The organism is Pseudomonas helleri (assembly GCF_045830615.1).
In the GTDB taxonomy this organism is placed as follows: Bacteria; Pseudomonadota; Gammaproteobacteria; order Pseudomonadales; family Pseudomonadaceae; genus Aquipseudomonas; species Aquipseudomonas helleri.
Map to the genome: position 1 here is coordinate 2368358 of NZ_CP174501.1, position 22805 is coordinate 2391162.

Consider the following 22805-nt stretch of genomic DNA (forward strand, 5'->3'; position numbering starts at 1 on the left):
ATGGAGCAGTTCATGGACAGAAGTACTATTCGCTCGGCACTGTTTGTGCCGGCCACCCGGCCAGAGCGCATCGACAAAGCGCTGGGCAGTGGCGCCGATGCGGTCATCGTTGACCTTGAGGACGCCGTGGCGGAACACCTCAAGGTTGAAGCGCGCAGCAATCTGCAGGCTTATCTGGAGGCCAATCCACAGGCGCGTATTCTGGTGCGTATTAACGCGCCAGCGCATGAGCAGCAGGCCGCTGATCTGGCCTTGTGTGCTCGCTACCCCGGCGTGGTCGCCGTGCTGCTGCCCAAGGCCGAAAGCGCTGAGCAAGTGGAGCGGGTGGCAGCTTGCGCCAAACCGGTGTGGCCCATCATCGAGAGCGCCAAAGGCCTGCTTGAGTTACCGGCCATTGCCCGTGCCCACGGGGTGGCGCGCTTGAGTTTTGGGGCGCTGGATCTGGGCCTCGACCTGGGCTTGATGAGTGGCACTGCTGGCGCCCAGCGCATGCTTGATCAGGCGCGCTACGCCATCGTCTTGCACAGCACCCTGGCGCATTTGTCGCCGCCGCTGGACAGCGTTTTCCCCGACATCAAAAACACTGAAGGCATGACTTGCATGGCTGCCGATGCCCGGGACATGGGCTTTGGCGGTTTGCTGTGCATCCACCCCAGCCAGGTGGCACTGATTCACGCGGCCTTTATGCCCGGCCCTGAAGAGCTGGACTGGGCGCGCCGGGTGCTGGATGCGGTGGCGGCTGGCGGCGGGGTCTATGTGGTCGATGGGCAGATGGTTGACGCGCCCGTCATCGGGCATGCCCGCCAAGTATTACATCGGGCCGGCGTGACGCCTGCCTGAGTCAAAAGCATCACCACGAAAAACTAAGCACGACCAAACAATAACAACAAGAGGTACATGCCCCATGTTTAAACACACCCTCAAGGCTTTGGCCTGCGCCCTGCCACTGTATGCCGGTCTGGCAAGTGCGGCAGATCCCATCAGTATCAAATTCGCCCACGTAGTTGCCGAACACACGCCCAAGGGGCAGGGCGCCCTGATGTTTAAAAAGCTGGCCGAAGAGCGCCTGCCTGGCCAGGTCAAGGTCGAGGTGTACCCGAACTCGTCCCTGTTTGGTGACGGCAAAGAGATGGAAGCGCTGTTGCTCGGCGACGTGCAGTTGCTGGCGCCATCGCTGGCCAAGTTTGAGCATTACTCCAAGCCGATCCAGATCTTCGACTTGCCATTTCTGTTCAACGACATCAATGCACTCGACCGCTTCCAGCAGAGCCCTGAAGGCCAGGGGCTGCTCAAGTCCATGGAAAGCAAGGGCATTACCGGCCTCGGTTACTGGCATAACGGCATGAAGCAATTGTCGGCCAACAAGGCGCTGTACGAGCCCAAGGATGCACGCGGCCTGAAGTTCCGGGTGCAGGCATCGGCGGTGCTGGATGAGCAGTTCAAGGCGTTGCGCGCGGCACCACGCAAGATGAGTTTTGCTGAGGTGTACCAAGGGCTGCAAACCGGGGTGGTCAACGGCACCGAGAACACCTGGTCGAACTATGAAAGCCAGAAGGTCAACGAGGTGCAGAAGTACTTCACTGAATCTGACCATGGCGCCATCGACTACATGGTGATCACCAACACCAAGTTCTGGAACAGCCTGCCTGAAGATGTGCGCACGTCACTGGACCAGATCATGACTGAGGTCACGGTCGAGGTGAACAAGCAGGCCGAGGAACTGAACCAGGCTTCCAGAAAAACCATCGTCGATTCGGGTACCAGCGAAGTCATCACCCTCACACCTGAACAGCGCGAAGAGTGGCGTGAAGCCATGCGCCCGGTCTGGAAAAAATTTGAAAAAGATATCGGTGTCGACCTGATCAAGGCAGCGGAGCAATCCAACCAAAGCAGTTAAGACCTGAAGTGCCGCCGGTAATCGCGTGAGCGCTTGCCGGCGGCAGCGTCAATGGCGAAAGCGACAGCCTGCAAGGTCTGTCGCGCCTTGGCTTCATTGGTTTTAGTCGTAGCTTTGCGACCGCTCTTTCAAGGGGAGATTACCCATGCAGGCATTTTTTCGTGTCTGGAATCGTGTGGAAGAAGTACTGGTGGCATTCCTGCTTGCAGGCATGACCCTGGTGACGTTCTCCTACGTGGTCTTCAACAACCTTTACGGTGTTTTTTATTCTTTGGGCGACTCTTTGCCCTTCGCCAACGACGCCATGCTCAGCATTGGTGACGGCATTCTGTATATCGCCCAGGAGATGACTTGGAGCGTGGCGCTGACCAAGGCCATGTTCGGTTGGCTGATTTTTGTCGGGCTGGCCTGGGGCGTGCGCATTGGCGCGCACATTGGTATCGACTTGCTGGTGCGCCAGTTCAGCCCTGAGAACCAGCGGCGCGTGGCGTTGCTCGCCTTGGTGATCTGCCTTGGCTATTGCGCACTCATGGCTTACTCCAGTGAACAGTGGGTTGCCACGCTGTACGCTGTTGGCACAGGCGCTGAAGACCTCGACCGTTTCGGGATTCGCCAATGGCAGATCGTAATGATCGTGCCAATCGGCTTTGCTTTGATGTTCCTGCGCTTTCTGCAGGTGTTCATTCGCGTCGTGCAGGGCAAGCAGCAAGGGCTGGGCTTGCACAGTGAAGTGGATGAGGCCGTGAAACTGGCTGAAAACGACACCTCGGAGAACGCCAAATGACTATCAGCTTTCTATTTGTCGCTCTGTTCGTGCTGATGTTTATCGGCATTCCGGTGGCGATTTCCCTGGGCTTGTCCGGGGCCATGACCATCCTGTTCTTCAGTAACGACTCGGTTCGTTCCCTGGCGATCAAGCTGTTCGAAACCAGTGAGCACTACACGCTGCTAGCCATTCCGTTCTTCCTGCTGTCTGGCGCCTTCATGACCAGCGGCGGTGTGGCCCGCCGCTTGATCGACTTCGCCAACGCTTGCGTGGGGCATATCAAGGGTGGCCTGGCGATTGCGGCGATCATGGCCTGCATGTTGTTTGCGGCGCTCAGCGGGTCTTCACCGGCAACCGTGGCCGCTGTGGGTTCTATCGTGATTGCCGGGATGGTGCGCTCCGGTTACAAACAGGAGTTTGCCGCCGGTATCGTGTGTAACGCCGGTACGTTGGGCATTCTGATTCCGCCGTCGATTGTCATGGTGGTCTACGCCACCGCGACCGAGACCTCGGTGGGCAAGCTGTTTATGGCTGGTGTGATTCCGGGGCTGTTGCTGGGTGTGGTGTTGATGATCACCATCTACATCCTTGCACGGGTTAAAAACATGCCCGCGCTGCCGCGAGCGTCGTTCAAGGAAATCGTCACCGCAGGCCGCAAAGCGGGCTGGGGCTTGATGCTGATCGTGATCATTCTGGGCGGTATTTATTCCGGCATGTTCACCCCGACCGAAGCCGCGGCTGTAGCAGCGGTGTATGCAGCGTTTGTGGCGATCTTCATCTACAAGGACATGACCTTTCGCGAATGCCCGAAGGTGATTGTCGAGGCGGGCAAACTCAGCGTGGTGCTGATGTTTATCATCGCCAACGCCATGCTGTTTGCGCACGTGCTGACAACCGAGCAGATTCCTCAGTCAATCACCGCCTGGGTGGTTGAACAGGGCTTCACGCCGATTGAGTTTTTGTTGGTGGTCAACGTCGTGTTGCTGGTGGCGGGCACCTTTATGGAGCCGTCCGCGATCATCCTGATCCTGGCGCCGATCCTGTTCCCGATTGCCATGCAATTGGGCATCGACCCGATCCACCTGGGCATCATCATGGTGGTGAACATGGAGATCGGACTGATCACACCGCCAACCGGGCTCAACCTGTTTGTGACCTCGGCGGTTACGGGCATGCCACTGACCCGAGTGGTGCGAGCGGTGTCGCCGTGGCTGCTGGTGATGCTGGCGTTCTTGATACTGGTGACGTACGTGCCCTTTGTGTCGCTGGCACTGCCGAACTGGCTCGGCATGTAAACGCTGCTGTAAAGCTAAAGGGCCTGCACGCGATAAGCGTACAGGCCCTTTTTTGTGGCTGCAGACGGGGTGTATCGACTACCAGAGTGGAACCACGTAGCTGACATATAGACGGTTTTCGTCTTGCACGGTTGCGCCAGTAATATCCGGGCTGGCGTGGGCATTTCGCCAGGTCACACCCAGACCTTTGAAGGTGCCGGTCGGGATCTGGTAAGCGAGGGTGACGTTGCGTTCCCACTCGCTGGTGGTGCCTTGCGCGGTACGGATGTCATCACCGTGGGCATACGACGTGGCGAAGGTCAGGCCGTTTACGCCCAGCTTGCTGAAGTCATATTTGTACTGCGCCAGCCAGGTGCGTTCGCCCGCATGCTGGAACTTGTTCAGTTGCATGTTGGTGAGGGCCGGAGTGTCGGCGCCCGAGCCAGGTCCTTGACGGTTGTCGCCACTGTTCAGGCCGGAGTCCAGGTACGGGAAGTCGCTGTCGCCGCTGTTTTTCTGGATGCCCAGGCCCACGGTGTGGCCGTCCAGGGTGTAGCTTTCGAGCAGGCTGACGGTGGACTGGTTGATACGGCCCTTGGAGGCGCCATTGTCATACAGGCCGGCAGCGGCATAGTCTTTTTCGCCATCGGCGTTGCCGCCCACACCCAGGCTGCGGTACAGACGGATGTCGGTGTCAAAGGCACCGACAGCCACCGCGTCATGGCGCTTGGCGCCGAGGAAGAACTGCTGGTAGTAATCCTCAAGGTTGGAATACCACAGGCTGACGGTGGTGCCCGGCAAGCCGGTGTAGTCGGCGCCACCGAACAGGAAGCGATCGCTTTCTTTGGTACCGCCAGCGGTGATCATGCCCTGATCGCCAGTTTCGTTACGGATCTTGGTCTTGAGAATGTCACCCGCAGTGAAGGTGAAATCCGTCAGGTCCTTGGACACCAGTTGCACACCGGTGTTGGTCTGCTGGTACAGGCGCCCGTCAGTGTTGGCCAGGACCGGGTTGTTGCCGTACAGCGTACCCACGCGCAACTCGTCTTTAGCGAAGCGCATTTTGAAGGTAGGGCTCAGAACGCCGAACTGATCGGCAGATTTTCCATCATCCAGCGGGAACATACTGCCCGGATAACGACCCTGATGAGACTTGTCGTTGAGGTCACCACCGGAGTCCAGCTTCAGACCATAAAACCCCTGCAAGTCCAGACCAAAACCAACCGGACCTTCGGTGTAGCCAGACTTGAAGTTGAATTCAAAGCCCTGGCCCCAATCACGAATGCTGTGGGCCTTCGCGTTGCTGTTAACTACATCGCGACCCTGTTGATTGAGGTAACGGTTAAGCAGGGTTAGATCGGCGTGACTGTCATCGATAAAGTCTGCATGTGCTGACAGCATAAAGCTCGCCATGGCGACCCCCACCATAGGGCTTACTAACTTCTTCATTGATCCCGGTCTCCGTCATTATTCTGAAATTAAAGCGTCAAACGCTTCACATAATTAGGCGATTCCTATGTGACAGTTCGGAGTCAAAAGCGGGGTTTGGCAGATGAAATTAAATTTAAGAAAGCCCGTGGATACGGGGGTTTTGCAGGTATTTTTGAGGTTTTTGGCGAGTGCTGTGACTGCCCTCTGGAGGTCACGCGCGAGGCTGGAATTCGCCATAAACTGCGCGCCCGACACGCCCCTGAAATTCACAAAAAAGGAGTCATTGCATGACAGCAGACAAAGCGTGCCCGGTGGTCTTACGACGGGGTCAAACGCTGGAAATCCTTGCGTTTGAGCACCCTTTGGCAGGCTTGCAACTGGTCAAAGGCAGCGTTGAGCCTGGAGAGCTGACCGACGTGGCAGCCGTACGAGAACTATTCGAAGAAGCGGGGATTACCGCCACGGCAAAACACGCTTTAGGCGAGTGGCGATCGACGCTAACGGGGCACACCTGGGCGTTTCATGAATGTCATGTTGACCAGGCACTTCCCGAGACGTGGGCACATTTTGCTGACGATGACGGAGGGCATGAATTCCGGTTTTTTTGGCACCCGTTGAAGAGTGAGCCGTCAGACAGCTGGGATCAGATCTTCAAAGATGCTTTGAGTTTTCTTAGGCAGACCCTCGCCGACACGTAAATGTACGCTCAACTATCGGCGTGCCATCGAGTCCAAGTAACGTCGTCTGGTGACAGTTTTACAGCCAACGTTGAAACGGAGGGAGAGAATGAAACAAATCATAGGCCTGGCAGCGCTGACCATCCTGGTCGGATGCTCGGCGAATCAGCCAAAACAGCCCGAACTTAACGACACCCAAGCGTGCATGACCTACCGATCAATGATGACCGCCCCCATGGCCCCGGATGCGATGCAGCGTCTGAGAGAGGCGTGTGAACAGTCGAGGTCTTGAAGGGGGAGTGCTCGGAGCCTGACGCTAACAGGCGAAGGGCAGTGCGGTATGCATCATTCAGGAACGAGGCGAATCTCTACACGCTGACCCAGTGCTCGCGCGGCACTGGCCAGGGTCGCCAGTGTCATGCCCGGGTCATTCTGGTCAAGTGCCCGGTCCACGGCGGTGCGGCTGGTCTGCATGCGATCCGCTAGTGCTTTCTTGGTAACGTGCTGTGCCTTCATCGCCTCAGCAATCTGCCAGGCGATCACACGCTTAAGCGCTGCTGCCGACACTTCTTCTGCGAGGCCTTGCTCGGAGAGAAAATCATCAAAATCAGAGCCTATATGCTTGTTCATGTTGAGTGCCTCATAGTCTTGCTTTGCGCTGTTTAGCGGTTGCCATGTCAGACGCGGGTGTTTTTTGGCTTTTTTTGATGAAGCCGTGGAGCAGAATCATGTCGCAACCTGCGACCGTAAATAAAACACGGGCAATGGTATCGCCCAAATCAATTCTGACCTCCCAAAGTCCAGCATCCAGCTTGCGCACCACTGGCATGCCTATAGGCCAGCCCAGTTGAACGGTCTTGATGTCGACACCTACAGTACGCCGATGCTCCCTTGGCAGGTCAGTCAGCCATTCGCGCACAGGCTCATTACCAGCATCTGTGCGGAAAAAGCGAACATTGAGAACGTCAGGTAATTCAGTCATAACGGGAGTGTACCTAAAAAGGTACATTGTGCAACTGTCTGCTAAACATCCGGACTGATGGTGAAAGCTTGAACGCTTCGGTGTTATGGATCGCAGTAGTCGCTGACAAGGTACGTAGGCTGCGATCTTTTGACGTTCAAGATCAACAGATCGCAGCGTTCGGCAGCTCCTGCATCGCATTGCGTTTCGTCAGCAGTGGTTTGACTCACCCCTCAGCACGGCGCTCGAGCGCAAATATCCAGCGTCGAAATGGGCCCCAATACGCCAAATCAATCACATCAAAAGTAACCCATACCCGAGTCCTCACTGAAAACGCCTGAACAACTGGCATGGGTGAAATAGCAAGCGGATTACTGATCGATACGAGCGATTGATGCGCACTCCCGATGTAGGGCGAATTCCTGGTGTCGAGAAGACCGACCTGTAATGTTCCATTAACGTCTGGAAGGCTCAAGGACAAGGTCTCGCCAGTTGCCAACCGACCTATACACGCGCTCTCAAAAAAGACGGCAAGTGGCGCGCTCCGGCCAAAAGCATTGTTTAGAAACCCCTTCTTTCGATGAATGGTGATGTCCATGTGCCGCCCTTCATTGACCGAGTGCACAGAGTATTGGTCAGTCTGACGATAATGGCGAATCACTCTCTAACCACAGGGGTGGATTAGTACAGGTGTGCTAATTGAAGAAGAGTGTTTTGATGTTATCGTTTTTCTTGTATTGGTAATGTTCGAAATATTACGTGCTTTGATTAAAAGCAAAAATATTTAACGTCTGCTCATTATTCTGGAAGGTTCGGTAAGTGTATGTCAGGGATATTCAGGTTGGGTGGTGTGCTGATAGTGTTGTCGTCGTTATTGACGGGGTTTAATTCGGCACTGGCCGACAGTAAAGATCCCGTTGGCGACTGGTGGCTTGTTTACAGTGTCGGCACGGGGAAAAACAACATTGTGTTTGTCGCCGACCTCACTTCCATGACACCACCCGTTAAAAAGGGCGGTACACAGTTTGTCGAGGTTAGCCAGATCTTCACTGATCCATCAAAACCGCTGGTGGACGTCTATACAGTTGAAGTTCAATGCGCCAAACACAGGGCTCGTTTCGTTAAAGGCACATCTACTGATCGAGCCAGCAACGTACGTCGGGATCTGGAAGTGTCCAATGAGTGGCTCACGCTGGACGATAATGCACTGTTATACACGTTTGGATTTGTGTGTAATCCGCGGGATCGAGTCTTCAACGGCATGTTGTCGTTGGGGAAGTTCACTCATAAAAAGCTGCTGGAAACTATCGCGGAGTTACAAGCACCGCCGAAAACGCCGATGCAAGAGTTGGAGCAGATGTTGGGTAATGATAAGCCGCACGGTCCTGGTGAGATGAAATGAAAGTTTATAAATGGCTTAAAACGTTTTTTTTGATAATGCTAGTGCCCGGTTTTATGGTGGCCAGCGGCTGTTCGTTGATTGCTCAGAATCGCTGGGAAGGTCGCGATGCCCAAGAGGCACTGAATTTATTCGGCAGGCCCGATACCATGAAAGCAACGCAAGATGCTGCTGGAGGGAAACTCGTTGTGATGACGTGGTACAAAACCTCTCAGTGGACGACTACCGAAGCGGCCGGTACATCAATGACCCATGGAGCTAATGGCATGACTCATACGGAATATTATGAGCAAGTGGGTCATGGCTCGGACTGCAAACTGGAAGCGACGGTCAATCAGGCCAAGAAAATAGTCCTGTTTAAAATTCAGGACGGGAAAATACTGCATGGCAAGTGCCAGAATATTCCTTACGTTCCCGGTTATATTCCGCCTGGTTTTTAGGGTGAACGACCATAACTAACGCCCTGAACAGTGCATGAACGAGGCTAACGAAGCCATCGCTGCGTGAAATTTCGCTAGGGGCAGTCGGGGCGGTCAGACAGCCTCTGCAACACGGGCCGTTGCGCTGGCAAGACACCGGAGGGGCGCCAATCAAGAATTCGGAACATCCCATCTTTTTGCGGAACAAAAAACAAAGGGCCTGCACGCCGAAAGCGTGCAAGCCCTTGATTTGTTTGGTGCCCGAAGCCGGAATCGAACCGGCACGTCCTTTCGAACGGGGGATTTTAAGTCCCATGCGTCTACCAATTTCGCCATTCGGGCGGTAGCGCTGTAAAGCGGGTCATGCATGAGGTGCCTTGACGTGCAAAGTACTCAGTAGCCTGCGTGACAGGTGGACGAATATATAGACCCTGCGACGTTGAGGCAAGTTGGTTAGTGCTTTTTAAGGAGTTTTTTTGAAATCCCCTCGATTAAAATCGTCGAAAAATCAGAGAGCTAGGGAACTAGCGGAAAGGTTTGGTCGGATTTATCGCGATTGTGTGTAGGACCGAGTGGCTGCTCGGGCTGGCGATTGCTGCGGGTTTGTTTAAAAGCGCATTGGCAGTCGAGGTGTATGGGCCAGGCACAGCCAGCATCCCCTCACAAAAAATATGGCCTGACGGCGAATACCAGCGGCATTGAGGGCTAACCTTGAAGCGGATGGTTCTCCTGGTTCGGTGAAGGGTAGAGCGTGAGCACTAGGGCATCTTGCTTTTAAAAAGTGCTGGTCTACCCTGATTTTCTTGGCGTTCTTCAGTTTTGCCATTTAAAGCGAGTCGCCTCTTCGGTAAGCGCTAATGCAGTGCAAGGTTAATCAAAGGGAGTTGATGCCGCCATGATGTTTGTCGTTTTTGCCGTGCTTGCATTGGCGCTGGTTGTGGGGTGGTTTGGTCGCAGGAAGTGGGCGCTGATACTGCTGTTTGTGTTTTTTGTTTTGGCCATCAAGGTATTTCTCTGGGAAATATATAGCCCGGAATACGGTTACAGAATGCCCTGGATTCAGGTGAATAACGCGGGTAATGAGTTCCCGGCGAGTACACGTGCGTGATCAAGTTTTCTCGAAAACCAGCGATGGAGCGCCGGATGCCATGAGTCGTTTTTCTAATAAAGTAGCGGCAGGGTGGGGTGAGTACGCGTCGCCGCTGCTCTATGTCTATTTGCTGGGGATGATGGCGGTGCTTGCGGGGATATTGACCACTGCCATGACCCTGCAATATGTCGACGGTGAGTTGCCTTGCCCGCTGTGCCTGTTGCAGCGCGCGGCCATGCTGGGTGTTTGTTTCGGGATCATGCAGCAATTGCGGCATGGGTACTCCTGGTTCAATACCGGCATTTGCCTGGCGTTTTCGGTGTTGCTGCTGATTATCTCGGTTCGGCAAACCTTGCTGGATATCTACCCGCGCCCAGGGCATGCCTATGTGGGCAGTGCGGTGTTTGGCCTGCATATGCCGGTCTGGTCAGTGATTATTGCGCTCTGTCTGATTACCGCGATCGCTTTGCAACTGATCATCTGGGGAGCCAATAAGCAGGTCGCCGATAAAAACATTGGGCTTTATCCGGGCCTGAAGACTATTGCGTGGGCGCTCAGTTTTTATGTGATTGCAATCGGGGTGGTCAATTTTGTCTCGGTTGGGGTTCAGTGCAAGTTCAATCAATGTCACACCTTTAGTTATCAATTACTGGATTGAACAGTGTTGAGTGTGTCGAAAAGGAGTAAATCAGTGAAAACAGCTATTACGTTGGCTTTTGTGGGAGCCTCTTTACTGTCAGGTGTTGCCAATGCACAGACGCCACAATACTTGTTTGATGTGACGGGCAGGAGCCCGTACAAGCAGGCCTACCAGGACATGCTGGCGTTCCCTGAATGGGTCCGCACCGGCCAAGGCACTTCAACGCCGCTGCAAGAAGTGGTCATCGATGGGCAGAAATACACCCTGGGCCAAATGTGCAAGCCCCATGACTGTGCGGATAATCAGCTGATTGTTATTTTCAGCCCCGACAAGAAACACGCCTGGGGCTTGTTGGCCACGCGATTGGCTGATGGTCAGTCGTTCAATACACAGCTCCTGGGTGCGCCTGAGACGGCCATCAAGGAGTATCTGAATAAAACCCTGGCCGAGAATAATCCAGAAGACTAAGCGGTTTGCCACGCAAAGCCGGGCCTGGTTCTGTTTCATTGCGCGCTCAATGAAGCAGGAACAGGCCCGGTTTTTTAGTAGGTTGTAGTGTTGTCCAGTAAAAGGGTGAGCAGTTTCTCGCCTGTCATAGGAGGGTGGAAGAAATTACCCTGTGCTGCATCAACGCCTAAATGTTGAAGCTGCGCAAACTGTTTCTCTGTCTCAACTTCGTTGGCGATGACTTTTAAATGGAGTGATTTCGCCATGGAGATTATCGAACTGATGATTTGATTTTTTTTGATGGAGCTGTTTGTTAAAGCGAAGTTGGTATTGAGCTTTATTTGTGTGAAGGGCATGTCGGCGAGGATGTCGAAAGGTGAGTCACTGGTGCCGAAATTTCCCAGTGATAATCCAACTTGGCAGTTCATGAGTGTTGTGATGTTATCGATGTATTCGAGACTCATGGGCGTGTCAACTTTGCCTGAGATTTCGAGCGCGATGGTGTGCAGTGGAATGTCGAATATTTTCAATGCTTCCAATACGTTGCTGGCGAAATGCTTAGATTTCAACAAGGAAGCATCAATGATGTACGTATAAAGAATTGTGGGGTCAATATTCAGGGTGTGGCGGTGCAGTTGAATGGCATTGGACAGCGCGCAGGAGAACAATGCCCAGTGAACGATGTGTTCAGGAGTATCGTGCTTGAAATGAGTGGTACTTAGCCTGTCGTAAGCCGGGTGGCTCCAGTGCGCGATAACTTCGATGCCGGTAATCGTTTTCGTCAATGCGCAGTATTGAGGCTGGAAGTAGGCGGCTACACGGTCGGCCTGTACGTCCTGAAAAGGGTCTTTAAAGTCCATGTCCTTATGGAGTATCTGTTTCAGTGTTTCTTGCTCGACACCTGATTTGAATACGTTATTTTTAGCAATGTCTTTTAACGTAAGCGCTTTTTTCAGCAGGCTGTGTATTTTGACTTTGCTGATGTCGTCTTCGTAGCGCCCCAAATGATGTTTCTTATAGTGTGTCACCAGGTTGCTTGCGCCCCATTTCATCGGTTTTTCAAGTTTTTCTGATTCGATGACTGAAAAAAATGAAAAATATTCGCACAGATCCCTCAAGTAGCTGAGTTCTTTAAGCGAATTAAATGAATCGCAGATAACGACGTCCAGTTCGACAAACGGAGGTGTGAATGTGGTCGATTCCCTATCAACGTCGGGTGAGTATACGTTTACGATGCCGATCGTCTTCAATAAGCCGGTCAGCGCCTTGGTTTTTACTGGGTTTGCACAAAAAACTACAACGTTTAACGTATTCATCACCGAGCTCTCCTTGTCTACATTTAATGTAAATAGGCGCCGTTCAGCCGTCATTCAGACAATTCCTGTTTTTGAAAAGCTCGAACCCGGCCCTCTCGTCTCGCAGTGAAATGGCCGCAGACCTGAGATTTTTACCGAGCCTTTTGATATTTAAAAATTCTATGGTTCTGGTTGGATTGCCCCGAGTGATCTGCGGTTTCAACTTTGGCCTGATCGGGTTGCTGACTGAGGGGACATTCGCTTACATGGCGTCTGGCCTGGTGAGCATCATCAGCTTGAACATAATGGGCAGAACCTGCGGGCATCACGTACAGTCATATGCTTCACCGGCACACGCACTGAACAGAGCGCCTCTTGCAGGAAGCAGTAACACTTTTTATTGGAATGGAGCGCCAGAGCGCACATGTTTGAACACATCGATCTGAACCACTTGCTGGCCACTTATGGCTATCTGGCCATCTTTATTGGTTGCCTGCTTGAAGGTGAGACCATTCTGATTTTAGGAGGGATGGCAGCGCACCAACATGTGCTCAAACTGTTGCCGGTAATCGGTTATGCCAGCGTTGCCGGGATGCTCGGCGATCAGTTGTTGTTCTGGGTCGGGCGCTATTTTGGCGAGCGATTGCTGCCCCGGTTGCACAAGCAGAAAGCCGCCATCGATCGGGTATCGCAGCTAATCAACCAGTACCCGACGGTGTCGATTTTTTCCGTGCGTTTTCTCTACGGCATGCGCCTGGTCGGGCCGATGGTAATCGGTGCGAGCAAGGTGTCGCCGTTGAAATTCACCTTTATCAACCTGTTGGGCGCAGTGGTGTGGGCAACGCTGTTCGTCAATGCGGGGTATTGGGCCGGGGAGTTTCTGCAAGGCGTTTTTGGCGACCTTAAGCCATACCGTTTGCCGATTGCGCTGTGTGTCATCGGAGTGATGGTGGGTATTGGCCTGATTCGCCATTACCGGGCCAAGCGTCGCTCTGCTGCTAAAACCAACTGATGACTCAGGTATTTCAAGATATTTAGGCGTGGTTGCAATAACTAAACGTGAAAGGCAAAGTCCAAAAGCCCGGTTGCGCCTATGCTTCCTACAACAGGCTCAGCGCCGAGGGTTTCAGGCCCTTGGCGGTACATTCGCGGACCCGGTCCGATAAGAAAAGGAGATCTGGATGTTTATCCGTTTATTGATCCTCGCCAGTGTGCTGGCCACCAGCACGGCCCAGGCCATTGAGGTTCCCAGCCCACTTGAACAGGATCGCGGCAAGTCCCGCCCGTTAGTCATTGTTGCCCTCAAACCGAATGACCCGACACTGGCCGAACTCAAGAAGGAACTGGAGGACCCGGCGATTCAGCAGGGCTTCAAGGACCGCAGTCTGGTGCTTTATGAGGTTGTCGGTATTGCCGGCAAGCGCGATGGCAAAGACCTAGAAACGCAGTCCACGATGTCCCTGATACGCAGTCTCAAGCCAGGGATGATTATTAAGGATGCCAAGGTGTTCCTGATCGGCAAGGACGGAGAGAGAAAATTTGAAGGCGAGGGCGATGCCGACCTGCCTAAATTGTTCGCCACCATCGATGCTTTGCCGGCCAGCGAGAAAGAAACCCAGGCGCCGCCAGAGGCTGTCCCCCCAGAAAAACCAGGTAAAGGCACCAAGCCTGCAAAGCCCGTAAAACCTGCCAAACCCGTTAAGGCGCTGGAAGATTAAAAGCGTTTTCCGCGCGCAAAAAAAAGCCCGCTGGGGGGAGCGGGCTGAACGGGATTCACTAAAGGAGTGGGTTCAAATTAGCCCTGACGATGTGAAAGTGGTGTGAAAACCATGTCGTCAAAACGCTAACCTTCATGATCTCTCTTTTTGCGCCTCAAAATCCTGCTCCTCCACGTCCTGTTCGTTGAGCCATTCAAGGTTCAAGGTCGGCGTATCGCCCAGATACTCCAGCAGCCAGCTCATCGCGGGAGACTGATGAGTCTGGTTCCAGGCGATGCACGAAGGGCTGGAGGGGAAGGGCCGTTGCAACGGCAGGGCGACCAGATGACCTTGCGCAATCAAGGGCTTCGCCAGATGCGCAGGCACCATGCCAACGCACAATCCGTCACACAGGCACGCCAGGCCCGTGGCCCAGTCGGGCACCATCATTCGCCGCTGGTTATCCAGTGTCCAGGTGTCGCGCTTGGGCAGGCTGCGCGAGGTGTCGTCCATGCACAATGACGGGTAGGGGCGCAGTTGCTCGTCATTCAACGGACCCTGAAGTGACGTCAAAGGATGTGCCGGGCTGGCCACACACAGCCAGTGCAGCGAACCCATATCGCGAAAGGCAAAGCTGGCCGTGACGGGGATTGCCCGGGTCGCGCCGATGACGATGTCCGTACGCCCGTCGACCAGGGCATCCCACACACCGTTGTACACCTCGTAATTCACGAGTAATTCCACGTCGGGAAAGTGTCGGTAGAAATCCAGCAGCATTTGCTGGCAGCGGGGTTGTTTGACGATGGCGTCCACGCCGACCCGCAACTGGCCGCTCCAGCCATTGGCCACCTGCTGGCACAGACGCCGCGTGCCGAGCATTTTTTTCATCACATCGCGGGCTTCTTTGACGAACACGCGCCCGGCGGGTGTCAGCTCGACATCCCGGTGCCGACGCACAAACAACGGCACAGCGAGCCATTGCTCCAGCTGGCGCACGGTGTAACTGACGGCGGAGGGGACCCGATGCAGCTCTTGGGCGGCGCCACTGAAGCTCCCGTGGCGGGCGACTGCGTCAATGACATCCAGTGAGTATTCAGACCACATAGCTTGCCTTCGAAATATTTGATGCCATCAGGCAATAATTCTCGCTTCACAAGGCAATCCTCAGCCGGATAATGCGCGTCAGTCAACAAATTGTTTGATGGCAAGTTTTGGGTGCACATGAAGAATTCTTTTGGTTTTACCTGTTATCTCGCCGGGCTGAGCATGCTCGGCTATCTGGCGATGGATATGTACCTGCCCGCTTTCGGCACATTGCGCAGCGAATTGGGCCTCTCGGCCGGGGCCGTGGGCGCGAGCTTGAGTATCTTTTTGGCCGGTTTCGCCTTTGGGCAATTGCTCTGGGGGCCGCTGTCGGACCGCCTGGGGCGCAAGCCGGTGCTTTTGGCGGGCCTGTCCATGTTTGCCCTGGGCTGTGTGGGGATGCTGTTTGTCGACAATGCCGCGCTGTTGCTGAGCCTGCGGTTTATTCAGGCCATCGGCATTTGCGCGGCAGCAGTCACCTGGCAAGCGCTGGTGATCGATCGCTATCCGTCTGAGAAAGCCAACCGGGTGTTTGCCGGGATCATGCCGCTGATGGGCTTGTCACCTGCATTGGCCCCGCTGTTGGGTGCCGTGGTGCTCAACCATTTAGGCTGGCAGGCGATTTTTGCGGTGTTGCTGGGGTTGGCGTTGCTGCTGATCGTGCCGACGCTGCTGCTCAAAGAAAAAGCCCGCAGCGTGGTCAGTACCCCGCAAGCAACTCAGGTCAGCTACTGGAAGTTGCTGTGCTCGGCGAGTTTTAGCGGCAACGTGATGATGTTTGCGGCGTGCTCGGCGAGTTTCTTCGCATGGCTGACCGCGTCGCCGTTCATTCTGGGGGATATGGGTTACAGCCCGAGTGATATCGGCTTGAGCTACGCCTTGCCGACGCTGGCATTTATGGCCGGTGGTTATGGCTGCCGCAGTGCCTTGCAGCGCATCAAGGGCCGCACGCTGTTGCCGTGGCTACTGGTGGCGTACTGCGCGAGCATGGTGGGGTTGTATTGGGTGGCGACGCAAACCGAACCGACGTTGGCGACCTTGCTGATACCGTTTTGCCTGATGGCGCTGGTTAACGGCGCGAGCTACCCGATTGTGGTGGCCAATGCACTGATGCCCTTTGCCGGAAACTCGGGCAAAGCGGCCGGGCTGCAAAACACCTTACAGCTTGGCTTGTGTTTTCTGAGCAGCTTGCTGGTCTCGACCTACATCAGTCAGCCGCTGCAAATCACCGTCGAAGTGATGCTGGCGACGGCGCCGCTGGCGGTGTTGGGTTATGTCATCCAGCGGCGCAAGGCTAATGCCGAGGCGCTTGCAACGTCCTGACCCCCTCCATCGCCCTGTAGGAGCGAGCTTGCCTCGCGATCTTTTGATCTTCGAAAAGATCGCGAGACAAATGTGAGTCGGTGATTTCAGGCGACATCCACCAGCACGATTTCACTGTCTTCTATCGCCGTCACCCTCAACACGCTTTCGTCGACGATGGCCACGCCATCGCGAGCTTGGGCGCGCAGGCCATTGACTTCAATCACGCCGGTCGCCGGCACCAAATAAGCACGGCGGCCGCTGTCCAGGCGGTATTCTGCGCTTTCCCCGGCCTTGAGGTTGGCCGCGACCACACGGGCGTCTGCGCGGATGCTCAGGCTTTCGTGGTCGCCCTGTTTGCCGCTGGCCAAGGTCACAAAGCCTTCTTGCTGACCCTTCGGGAACGGTTTGGCGCCCCATGACGGTGCCTGGCCTGCTTGATCAGGAATGATCCAGATCTGGAAGATCTTGGTCGGTGTCGACTCCAGGTTGTACTCGCTGTGGGCAATCCCGGTGCCAGCGCTCATAACCTGCACGTCACCGGCCTCGGTGCGGCCTTTGTTGCCCAGGTTGTCTTCATGGCTGATCGCACCTTCACGCACGTAGGTGATGATCTCCATGTCGCGGTGAGGGTGCTGCGGGAAGCCGGTGCCGGGGGCGATGATGTCGTCGTTCCAGACGCGCAGGTTGCCCCAGTTCATCCGTTTTGGGTCGTGATAACTGGCGAACGAAAAATGGTGATGGGCATCCAGCCAACCGTGGTGTGCGCCGCCCAGGGTGTTGTAGGGTCTGAGTTCAAGCATGATTCTTCTCCTGTTCAGGTCGCCGGAAGGGTGTAAACGGTTACCCGATTGATGATGGAACTGATTCTCCTGCATGAACATATCGATAAAAAGCGCAAAAAATGCTTAAAAGCTATCAGGTAATTTGATGTTTCAGGTTGTCTGCCTAGTGGGGTTTACCTGCACAACAAACCCTAAGCAGCTGATGCTCAAGCAATTAGCTAGAAATCTGCGCGTAATGCGGCGACCATAGCCTTTGTGCCCAGACAGCCTCACCCCATGGAGTCAGCGTGACGCAACAGACCCCCGACGTGCCCGAGCAACTTGTCCCCCAAGCCCAACTGCCCTGGCTTAAGCGCCTGGCTGCACGCCTGTTTGGCAACGGATTAAGCCGTTTGCGCGCCCAGCATGCGGCGTCGTGGTTACAAGGGCAGGCTGACGGATTTCGCAGCGGGCACACTTCAGGCTTCGATTACGGCTTCAAGGAAGGGCATACCGAAGGGCTGGAAGAAGGGCGGCAAGTGCTGTTTATCAGCGACACGCGCCCGCAGGTACTGCGTGCGCCGGGGATTGATGACAATCTGTTCGACGATTGGCGCCTGCCCTTGAACCCTGAGTTGAAAAAGCAGATCAAGGCCGATGTTGCGGCGTTGTTGCCCGCGCACGCACAGCCCAGCGCGGCGCAGTGGAAGATGATCTTCAGTGACACCCCGTCGACCTCCGTGGTTGCTGGCGCCGGCGCGGGCAAGTCGACGTCGCTGGTGCTGCGCATCCTGTTATTGACCCACTACCTGGGCTTTGAACTTGACTCCATAACCGTGGTGACCTTCACCCGCGAGTCGCGCAAAGACTTCATCAGCAAGCTGCAAGAGATTTTCACCTTGTGGGGCCGCACCCTGAGCCTTAAAGAGGCCCGCGATGTGGTACGGACCTTCCACTCGCGGATCTTGCCGATGGTGCGCAGCTTGCCCGGCTATGGTCAGTTGCAGGCCTTCGAAACCCTGAACTCGCGCAGCCTGCTGAGTGAAGACGACGCCGACAGCAACCCGTTTGACCTGCGCATCAACGACGCTCAGCGCCAGCAGCTCAATGCCTGTTACCACGGGCTGTACACCCGCGATGCGCGTTTTCGCGAAACACTGGCGCCGTTGTGTCGGCATGCCTTGCAGCTCAAGGAGCTGGAGCGTGATCACCCGGATGTGCAAAAACGCATGGCGGTCACCGAGCTGGCGGCCAAGCGCGATGAAGAGCTGTGCGACACCCTTGAAGACTTGTGGTTTGCCGCCGGGGCCTGGCCGATCAAAGGGATCGAGCCGAACCGGGAAACCCTGGAGATCAACGGCTCGCCGTTCCATTGCCACGGGTATATCCCGCAGTTGGATGCCTGGGTTGTGTTGGGCTTTGATCCGCGTGAAAACCCGCAAATCTCCCGGCCCGGGGCCAAACTGACGGTACGTGCCGAGTGGGCTGTAAAGCGCACACTGTTTCGAGCTTTTTGCAGTAAGCCGCTGATTTGGTTAGAAAGTTATGCAGATGCCAAGCGAGTCATTGCTTCGCTGGCAGGAGATGCCAGTGCCGGACCGGGCTTTGATTACAAGCTCAAGGGCGAGCTGACTTCAGCGCCGTTGCTCGATTGTTTTGTTACGGCCGCCAGCTTTATCGAGAACCTGGGGCTCGACGTGGCAGCGGCGGTGGGCGAGATGCGCTTTGCCAAGGATGACCCGGACCGTTTTTTCTTTGAGGCCTTGAGCCTTTACTGGCGGGCGCTGGAAGACCATCTGTTGGCGCAAACGCCGCCGGTGATGACCTACAACCGCATGTTCTCGTTGTTTGGTGAGAACACACCGCAGAACTTCAAGCTGCTGAGTCACGAGCAACTGCGGCCGTTGTCGCATTTGATGATCGATGAGTTCCAGGACGTATCACCGCAGATCGTCTCGTGGCTGCGCGCCAGCTTGCGTGAAATCCGCAGCCGTGGCCCTGCAATGCACATCGGGCGGGGCGCCCAGCGCTCCTCGCTGCTATGTGTGGGCGATGACTGGCAGTCGATCTATGGCTGGCGCGGCAGTTCGCCCAAGTACTTTATGGAGTTCAACAAAGAATTCCCGTCGCCCGCCACTACGCGCGTGATGCTCAGCGATAACTTCCGCAGCCATCAGCACATCATCGACGCGGCTGAACACATCGTGCGGGCGGCGCCATCGATTGCCGGGAAACGCGCCAAGGCCAGTGGTGAGCCCAAGCAGCCCGTGCCGGTGAATGTCCTCAATCGGGATGACCAGGATTTGGCCGCCCGATTGATCGAGCATTACAACGCGGGCGATCGGATCTTAATGCTGTATCGAAAAAGCAGCGATAAGTTGCTGATTGAAAAGGATATACAGTCTGTAGTTAATGTGGATTCGAGGTTGGCTCCAGAAGATCGCAGGCTTAAACAACTGACCTATCACAGCTCCAAGGGCCTGCAGGCTGACGCTGTTTTCCTGCTGGGCGATTGCCAGCATCTGACCTCGTCACCGTACAAAAATCAGGTCTACCGCATGGCGGGCCTGGGCAAGGACGGCGAGCCGGACCCTTACGATGCGGCGCAGAAGGACGAAATCCTGCGACTGGCTTATGTCGGTATCACCCGGGCCGTGACGCATTGCTATTGGTATCTGGAAAGCCAGGACGCCCAAGGGCCGAACATGCCCAAGGCCTCGGACCGGATACCCAAGGGCAAGGCGTTTTTTGAGGACCTACGCGCTTCAAAGGTCCCTGTGTAGGAGCGAGCTTGTCTCGCGATCTTTTGATCTTTAAAAGATCGCGAGGCTAGCTCGCTCCTACAAGGGGCGTTTTTACGCCTGCCACGCCAAAGGGGGGATGAAGCTTTCGAGCTCGTCCTCCACGGCCTGGATGATGCGTGCTACTTCCCCGGTGCTCATGCTGGTGGCGCAGGGGATGCCGGCGATGGCAATCATGGTTTCTCCGGTAGCGCGGTCAAACAACCGGGCAACCATGCTCTTGGGCGCGTCCATGGTCGCCTCGAAGCCAATGGGGTGAAAGTGCCAGCGCATGAGTTGGCAGGCGTTGGGGAAGCTGAACTTATCAATGGAACTGACGGGTTTCATGAAGAGCGATTCCTTTTGCTCTGACGTAATGGCGAGGCGCGAACCTCTCCTTGAGTGTTTGCGAGTCTTTCGTGTTTAACCTAGCACTCATCAGTGATGGCGATAAGCCTTTTTTTGCATTTCGTCGGTTTTATGGCGCCAGTTTTGATGTGTGTCATGCGCTGCGGCAAATTTGGCTCCGTCCAGCTGTTATTGAAGCGTGTGGGTAAACTCGGCATTCTGTGTTTTTTGCCAGTTGAGCGTTCTATGTCACTCCCCGACGACGGCCCTGAACAGACCCAGGCGACTGGCGAAACGGTCATGCGCTACCACCTGTGCTGGAAGTACCGCGACTTGGACGGCGTGATGGCGCTTTATCATCCTGACGTGCGCTATCACGACTTCTTCCAGAACCGCGTCATGGTCCTCGCTGAATTGCGCGAGTACGTGCAAAAGTCCATGCCCAGGGCTGCGGATGAGGCGCTGGAACACAGCGACCGGATTCGTCTGGACGGCAATACCGCCTTCATTCAATACCGAATGACCTTGCGCGGCAGCCAGGGGCTGGTGTCGTTTCGCGCCAGTGAAGCCATTACCGTGCGCGACGGCCTGATCTGGCGCGTCAATGAATACGCCTCGCTGGTGCATGAGGCTGCCCATGACACCGCACAACAACCGCCGTTGCGCCCGGCGGTCAGTCGCCTCGGACTCTCGGCCCGGCAATTGAGTTTTATGGCGCAAGACCTGCAAACCTACTTCGAGCGCCAGCAGCCCTATCTCGACCCCGAACTGGACCTGCAACAGGTGGCCAAGGCCTGCGGCTACACGCGCAACCAGATGTCGTATTTGCTTAACAAGGTGCTGGGCCAAAGCTTTTATCGCTATGTGAATCAGGCGCGGTTGCGGCATGTGTTGGCGGCGATGGATGCGGCGGTTGCACCGATCAAGGTGGATGAGGTGGCGTTTTCGGCCGGGTTCAACTCTATTTCGGCCTTTTACACCTGTTTTCGTCAACACACCGGTCAGTCGCCCAAGGCCTACGCCAAGCAAATTTCTTTGCGGGCACGCACGCAAGACGCTGGCTGAGCACTGACGCTAGGATCGACCCATTCTTGAACCCAAGGTGGAGTCGGTAATGCCAGCATGGCGCGCGATCAGTTTATGGATGGACCAGCTTGAGGAAACCCTGACGCCTCGGCCCTCGCTTGAGCACGACCTGGAGGTCGACGTGCTGATCATTGGCGCTGGCTACACCGGGTTGTGGACCGCGTACTACCTCAAACGCCATGCGCCCGAGTTGAGTGTCGCCATTGTCGAGGCGCAGATCGCAGGTTTTGGTGCGTCGGGCCGCAATGGCGGCTGGCTGATGGGCAACCTGCTGGGCGAAGATCGCTTGCTTGCCGGGCTCTCGACCGAACAACGACGCACCTCATTCGACCTGCTGCACGGTATCCCTGACGAAGTCAAAAGCGTGATTGATCGCGAGGGCATTGACTGCGACTACCGCAAAGGCGGCGCCTTGTACTGTGCAGCGCGTTACCCGGAGCAAGAAGCCAGCATGCGCCGATACTTGGGCAAGCTGCATGCCCAAGGCTTGAATGACGCCGACTACCGCTGGCTAAGCCCTAATGAGCTGGCGCAGCAGATCCGTGTCGCCAAACCCTACGGCGGTATCTTCACCCCGCACGTCGCAACGATTCACCCGGCCAAGCTGGTGCGCGGGCTGGCCCTCGCTGTCGAGCGCATGGGCGTGCAAATTTTTGAGCAAAGCCCGGTGACTGATTGGCAGCCCGGCAAGGCACGCACTGCCAAGGCGCAGGTTCGCAGCCGCTGGGTGGTGCCGGCGGTGGAAGGCTATGCCAACACTCTGGCGCCTCTGGGGCGTTATCAGTTGCCGGTGCAAAGCTTGATTGTCGCCACCGAGCCGTTGTCCGAGGGGCTATGGGACAGCATCGGCCTGTCGCAGGGGCAAGCTTTTAGCGAGAGCAGTCGCCAGGTGACCTACGGCCAGCGCACGGCGGATAACCGCCTGGTGTTCGGCGCGCGCGGGGGCTACCAGTTTGGCGGGCGCCTGCGCGAAAACTTCGACCTGACTGCCAGCGAAATCGAGCTTCGCCGCTATCTGTTCGGTGAACTGTTCCCGCAATTGAAAAACGTCGAGATCAGCCATGCCTGGGGCGGAAATCTGGGCATGTCACGGCGCTTCCAGCCGCACATGTTCTGTGACCGCCAGCAGGGCATTGCGCTGGCCGGGGGCTACGGCGGTGAAGGCGTGGGTGCCAGTCATTTGGGCGGCCGAACCTTGGCCGACCTGATTCTGCAACGGGACACGGCAGAGGTTAAACAGCCTTGGGTGTTAACCGAAGGCGGCTTGAAAGCGCTCAAGGCCTGGGAACCTGAACCGTGCCGCTGGTTGGGTTACAACGCGATCATTCGCAGCTTTGTGTACGAAGACAAAACCCTGGCGAATCTCAATAGCCCGCCGTGGCGTAGGCAATTTGCCAGCCGTATGGCGGATTTTATGGAAGGTTTCATGCAGTAACCCTTGTTGTCTTG

At 55.7% G+C, this 22805-nt stretch carries 25 protein-coding genes and 1 tRNA gene; 17 read left to right on the plus strand and 9 right to left on the minus strand.

Translation table 11 applies throughout. The features are described 5' to 3' along the window. The first annotated feature begins 12 nt into the window (after window positions 1–12). The 4 genes from ACJJU9_RS10590 to dctM all read left to right on the plus strand — a co-directional run bounded on the left by ACJJU9_RS10590 (window position 13) and on the right by dctM (window position 3958). On the plus strand, window positions 13–840 hold the full coding sequence (locus tag ACJJU9_RS10590) for an HpcH/HpaI aldolase/citrate lyase family protein (RefSeq protein ID WP_407730676.1): 828 nt from the start codon (window positions 13–15) through the stop codon (window positions 838–840). Between the two features lie 64 nt (window positions 841–904). Next, window positions 905–1897, plus strand: a complete 993-nt coding sequence (locus ACJJU9_RS10595) for a TRAP transporter substrate-binding protein (protein ID WP_153372607.1) — start codon at window positions 905–907, stop codon at window positions 1895–1897. A 145-nt stretch (window positions 1898–2042) separates the two neighbouring features. After that, a complete protein-coding gene (locus ACJJU9_RS10600) occupies window positions 2043–2681 on the plus strand; it encodes a TRAP transporter small permease (RefSeq protein ID WP_153372609.1) in 639 nt (212 codons plus the stop codon). Then, on the plus strand, window positions 2678–3958 hold the full coding sequence (gene dctM, locus ACJJU9_RS10605; RefSeq protein ID WP_048370056.1) for a C4-dicarboxylate TRAP transporter large permease protein DctM: 1281 nt from the start codon (window positions 2678–2680) through the stop codon (window positions 3956–3958). Before ACJJU9_RS10600 ends, dctM begins: the two co-directional genes overlap by 4 nt. Window positions 3959–4036: 78 nt before the next feature. Here dctM and ACJJU9_RS10610 read toward each other — a convergent pair whose 3' ends face one another. Beyond that, the gene (locus ACJJU9_RS10610) at window positions 4037–5365 is read right to left on the minus strand and encodes an OprD family outer membrane porin (RefSeq protein ID WP_273221515.1); all 1329 of its coding nucleotides are present in this window, start codon (window positions 5363–5365) and stop codon (window positions 4037–4039) included. Between the two features lie 290 nt (window positions 5366–5655). On the opposite strand from ACJJU9_RS10610, the gene ACJJU9_RS10615 reads away from it, so the two are divergent. Next, complete coding sequence (locus ACJJU9_RS10615; protein ID WP_407730677.1) at window positions 5656–6066, plus strand: NUDIX hydrolase; 411 nt, start codon at window positions 5656–5658, stop codon at window positions 6064–6066. 88 nt (window positions 6067–6154) lie between these two features. Next, window positions 6155–6337 (plus strand): hypothetical protein, encoded by a 183-nt coding sequence (locus tag ACJJU9_RS10620; protein WP_407730678.1) that lies wholly within the window; start codon window positions 6155–6157, stop codon window positions 6335–6337. 53 nt (window positions 6338–6390) lie between these two features. Here the strand turns inward: ACJJU9_RS10620 and ACJJU9_RS10625 are convergent, their stop codons facing one another. The 3 genes from ACJJU9_RS10625 to ACJJU9_RS10635 all read right to left on the minus strand — a co-directional run bounded on the left by ACJJU9_RS10625 (window position 6391) and on the right by ACJJU9_RS10635 (window position 7604). Then, window positions 6391–6675: an XRE family transcriptional regulator gene (locus tag ACJJU9_RS10625; RefSeq protein ID WP_048370064.1), complete on the minus strand. Its 285-nt coding sequence runs from the start codon at window positions 6673–6675 to the stop codon at window positions 6391–6393. Window positions 6676–6685: 10 nt separating this feature from the next. Continuing rightward, window positions 6686–7027, minus strand: a complete 342-nt coding sequence (locus ACJJU9_RS10630) for a type II toxin-antitoxin system RelE/ParE family toxin (protein WP_174479330.1) — start codon at window positions 7025–7027, stop codon at window positions 6686–6688. A 205-nt stretch (window positions 7028–7232) separates the two neighbouring features. Beyond that, entirely contained in the window at window positions 7233–7604 is a 372-nt protein-coding gene (locus ACJJU9_RS10635; protein ID WP_353231249.1) for a hypothetical protein, read from the minus strand. Between the two features lie 225 nt (window positions 7605–7829). Between ACJJU9_RS10635 and ACJJU9_RS10640 the strand changes: the two genes are divergently transcribed. After that, complete coding sequence (locus ACJJU9_RS10640) at window positions 7830–8408, plus strand: hypothetical protein (RefSeq protein WP_407730679.1); 579 nt, start codon at window positions 7830–7832, stop codon at window positions 8406–8408. Beyond that, entirely contained in the window at window positions 8405–8845 is a 441-nt protein-coding gene (locus tag ACJJU9_RS10645) for a hypothetical protein (RefSeq protein ID WP_407730680.1), read from the plus strand. Before ACJJU9_RS10640 ends, ACJJU9_RS10645 begins: the two co-directional genes overlap by 4 nt. Window positions 8846–9079: 234 nt before the next feature. Here ACJJU9_RS10645 and ACJJU9_RS10650 read toward each other — a convergent pair. Continuing rightward, window positions 9080–9166 (minus strand) — tRNA-Leu (locus ACJJU9_RS10650). Window positions 9167–9719: 553 nt separating this feature from the next. On the opposite strand from ACJJU9_RS10650, the gene ACJJU9_RS10655 reads away from it, so the two are divergent. The 3 genes from ACJJU9_RS10655 to ACJJU9_RS10665 are packed head-to-tail and all read left to right on the plus strand — an operon-like array spanning window position 9720 to window position 11022. Further along, on the plus strand, window positions 9720–9932 hold the full coding sequence (locus ACJJU9_RS10655) for a hypothetical protein (protein ID WP_123748890.1): 213 nt from the start codon (window positions 9720–9722) through the stop codon (window positions 9930–9932). A 40-nt stretch (window positions 9933–9972) separates the two neighbouring features. Further along, window positions 9973–10572: a disulfide bond formation protein B gene (locus ACJJU9_RS10660; RefSeq protein WP_353231244.1), complete on the plus strand. Its 600-nt coding sequence runs from the start codon at window positions 9973–9975 to the stop codon at window positions 10570–10572. A 33-nt stretch (window positions 10573–10605) separates the two neighbouring features. Then, entirely contained in the window at window positions 10606–11022 is a 417-nt protein-coding gene (locus ACJJU9_RS10665; protein ID WP_407730681.1) for an Ivy family c-type lysozyme inhibitor, read from the plus strand. 74 nt (window positions 11023–11096) lie between these two features. Here the strand turns inward: ACJJU9_RS10665 and ACJJU9_RS10670 are convergent, their stop codons facing one another. Further along, window positions 11097–12371 carry an EAL domain-containing protein gene (locus ACJJU9_RS10670; protein WP_407730682.1) on the minus strand — a complete coding sequence of 425 codons (1275 nt, stop codon included), beginning with the start codon at window positions 12369–12371 and terminating at the stop codon, window positions 11097–11099. A gap of 349 nt (window positions 12372–12720) precedes the next feature. Between ACJJU9_RS10670 and ACJJU9_RS10675 the strand changes: the two genes are divergently transcribed. Together ACJJU9_RS10675 and ACJJU9_RS10680 are read left to right on the plus strand one after the other, a co-directional pair. Next, a complete protein-coding gene (locus ACJJU9_RS10675) occupies window positions 12721–13308 on the plus strand; it encodes a DedA family protein (protein WP_048370076.1) in 588 nt (195 codons plus the stop codon). A 169-nt stretch (window positions 13309–13477) separates the two neighbouring features. After that, a complete protein-coding gene (locus ACJJU9_RS10680; RefSeq protein ID WP_407730683.1) occupies window positions 13478–14014 on the plus strand; it encodes a DUF4174 domain-containing protein in 537 nt (178 codons plus the stop codon). Between the two features lie 132 nt (window positions 14015–14146). Here the strand turns inward: ACJJU9_RS10680 and punR are convergent, their stop codons facing one another. After that, complete coding sequence (punR, locus tag ACJJU9_RS10685) at window positions 14147–15097, minus strand: DNA-binding transcriptional activator PunR (protein ID WP_407730684.1); 951 nt, start codon at window positions 15095–15097, stop codon at window positions 14147–14149. Between the two features lie 117 nt (window positions 15098–15214). Between punR and punC the strand changes: the two genes are divergently transcribed. Beyond that, complete coding sequence (gene punC, locus ACJJU9_RS10690) at window positions 15215–16399, plus strand: purine nucleoside transporter PunC (RefSeq protein WP_273221430.1); 1185 nt, start codon at window positions 15215–15217, stop codon at window positions 16397–16399. 86 nt (window positions 16400–16485) lie between these two features. Here punC and ACJJU9_RS10695 read toward each other — a convergent pair whose 3' ends face one another. Beyond that, window positions 16486–17181, minus strand: coding sequence for a pirin family protein (locus tag ACJJU9_RS10695; RefSeq protein ID WP_407730685.1), 696 nt, complete (start codon window positions 17179–17181; stop codon window positions 16486–16488). A 269-nt stretch (window positions 17182–17450) separates the two neighbouring features. Between ACJJU9_RS10695 and ACJJU9_RS10700 the strand changes: the two genes are divergently transcribed. Further along, window positions 17451–19925 carry a UvrD-helicase domain-containing protein gene (locus tag ACJJU9_RS10700; RefSeq protein ID WP_407730686.1) on the plus strand — a complete coding sequence of 825 codons (2475 nt, stop codon included), beginning with the start codon at window positions 17451–17453 and terminating at the stop codon, window positions 19923–19925. A gap of 72 nt (window positions 19926–19997) precedes the next feature. Here the strand turns inward: ACJJU9_RS10700 and ACJJU9_RS10705 are convergent, their stop codons facing one another. Further along, entirely contained in the window at window positions 19998–20270 is a 273-nt protein-coding gene (locus tag ACJJU9_RS10705; RefSeq protein ID WP_048370086.1) for a DUF1652 domain-containing protein, read from the minus strand. 246 nt (window positions 20271–20516) lie between these two features. Between ACJJU9_RS10705 and ACJJU9_RS10710 the strand changes: the two genes are divergently transcribed. Beyond that, window positions 20517–21335 (plus strand): AraC family transcriptional regulator, encoded by an 819-nt coding sequence (locus tag ACJJU9_RS10710; protein ID WP_048390867.1) that lies wholly within the window; start codon window positions 20517–20519, stop codon window positions 21333–21335. A gap of 49 nt (window positions 21336–21384) precedes the next feature. Further along, on the plus strand, window positions 21385–22791 hold the full coding sequence (locus tag ACJJU9_RS10715; protein WP_407730687.1) for an NAD(P)/FAD-dependent oxidoreductase: 1407 nt from the start codon (window positions 21385–21387) through the stop codon (window positions 22789–22791). Window positions 22792–22805 lie beyond the last annotated feature (14 nt).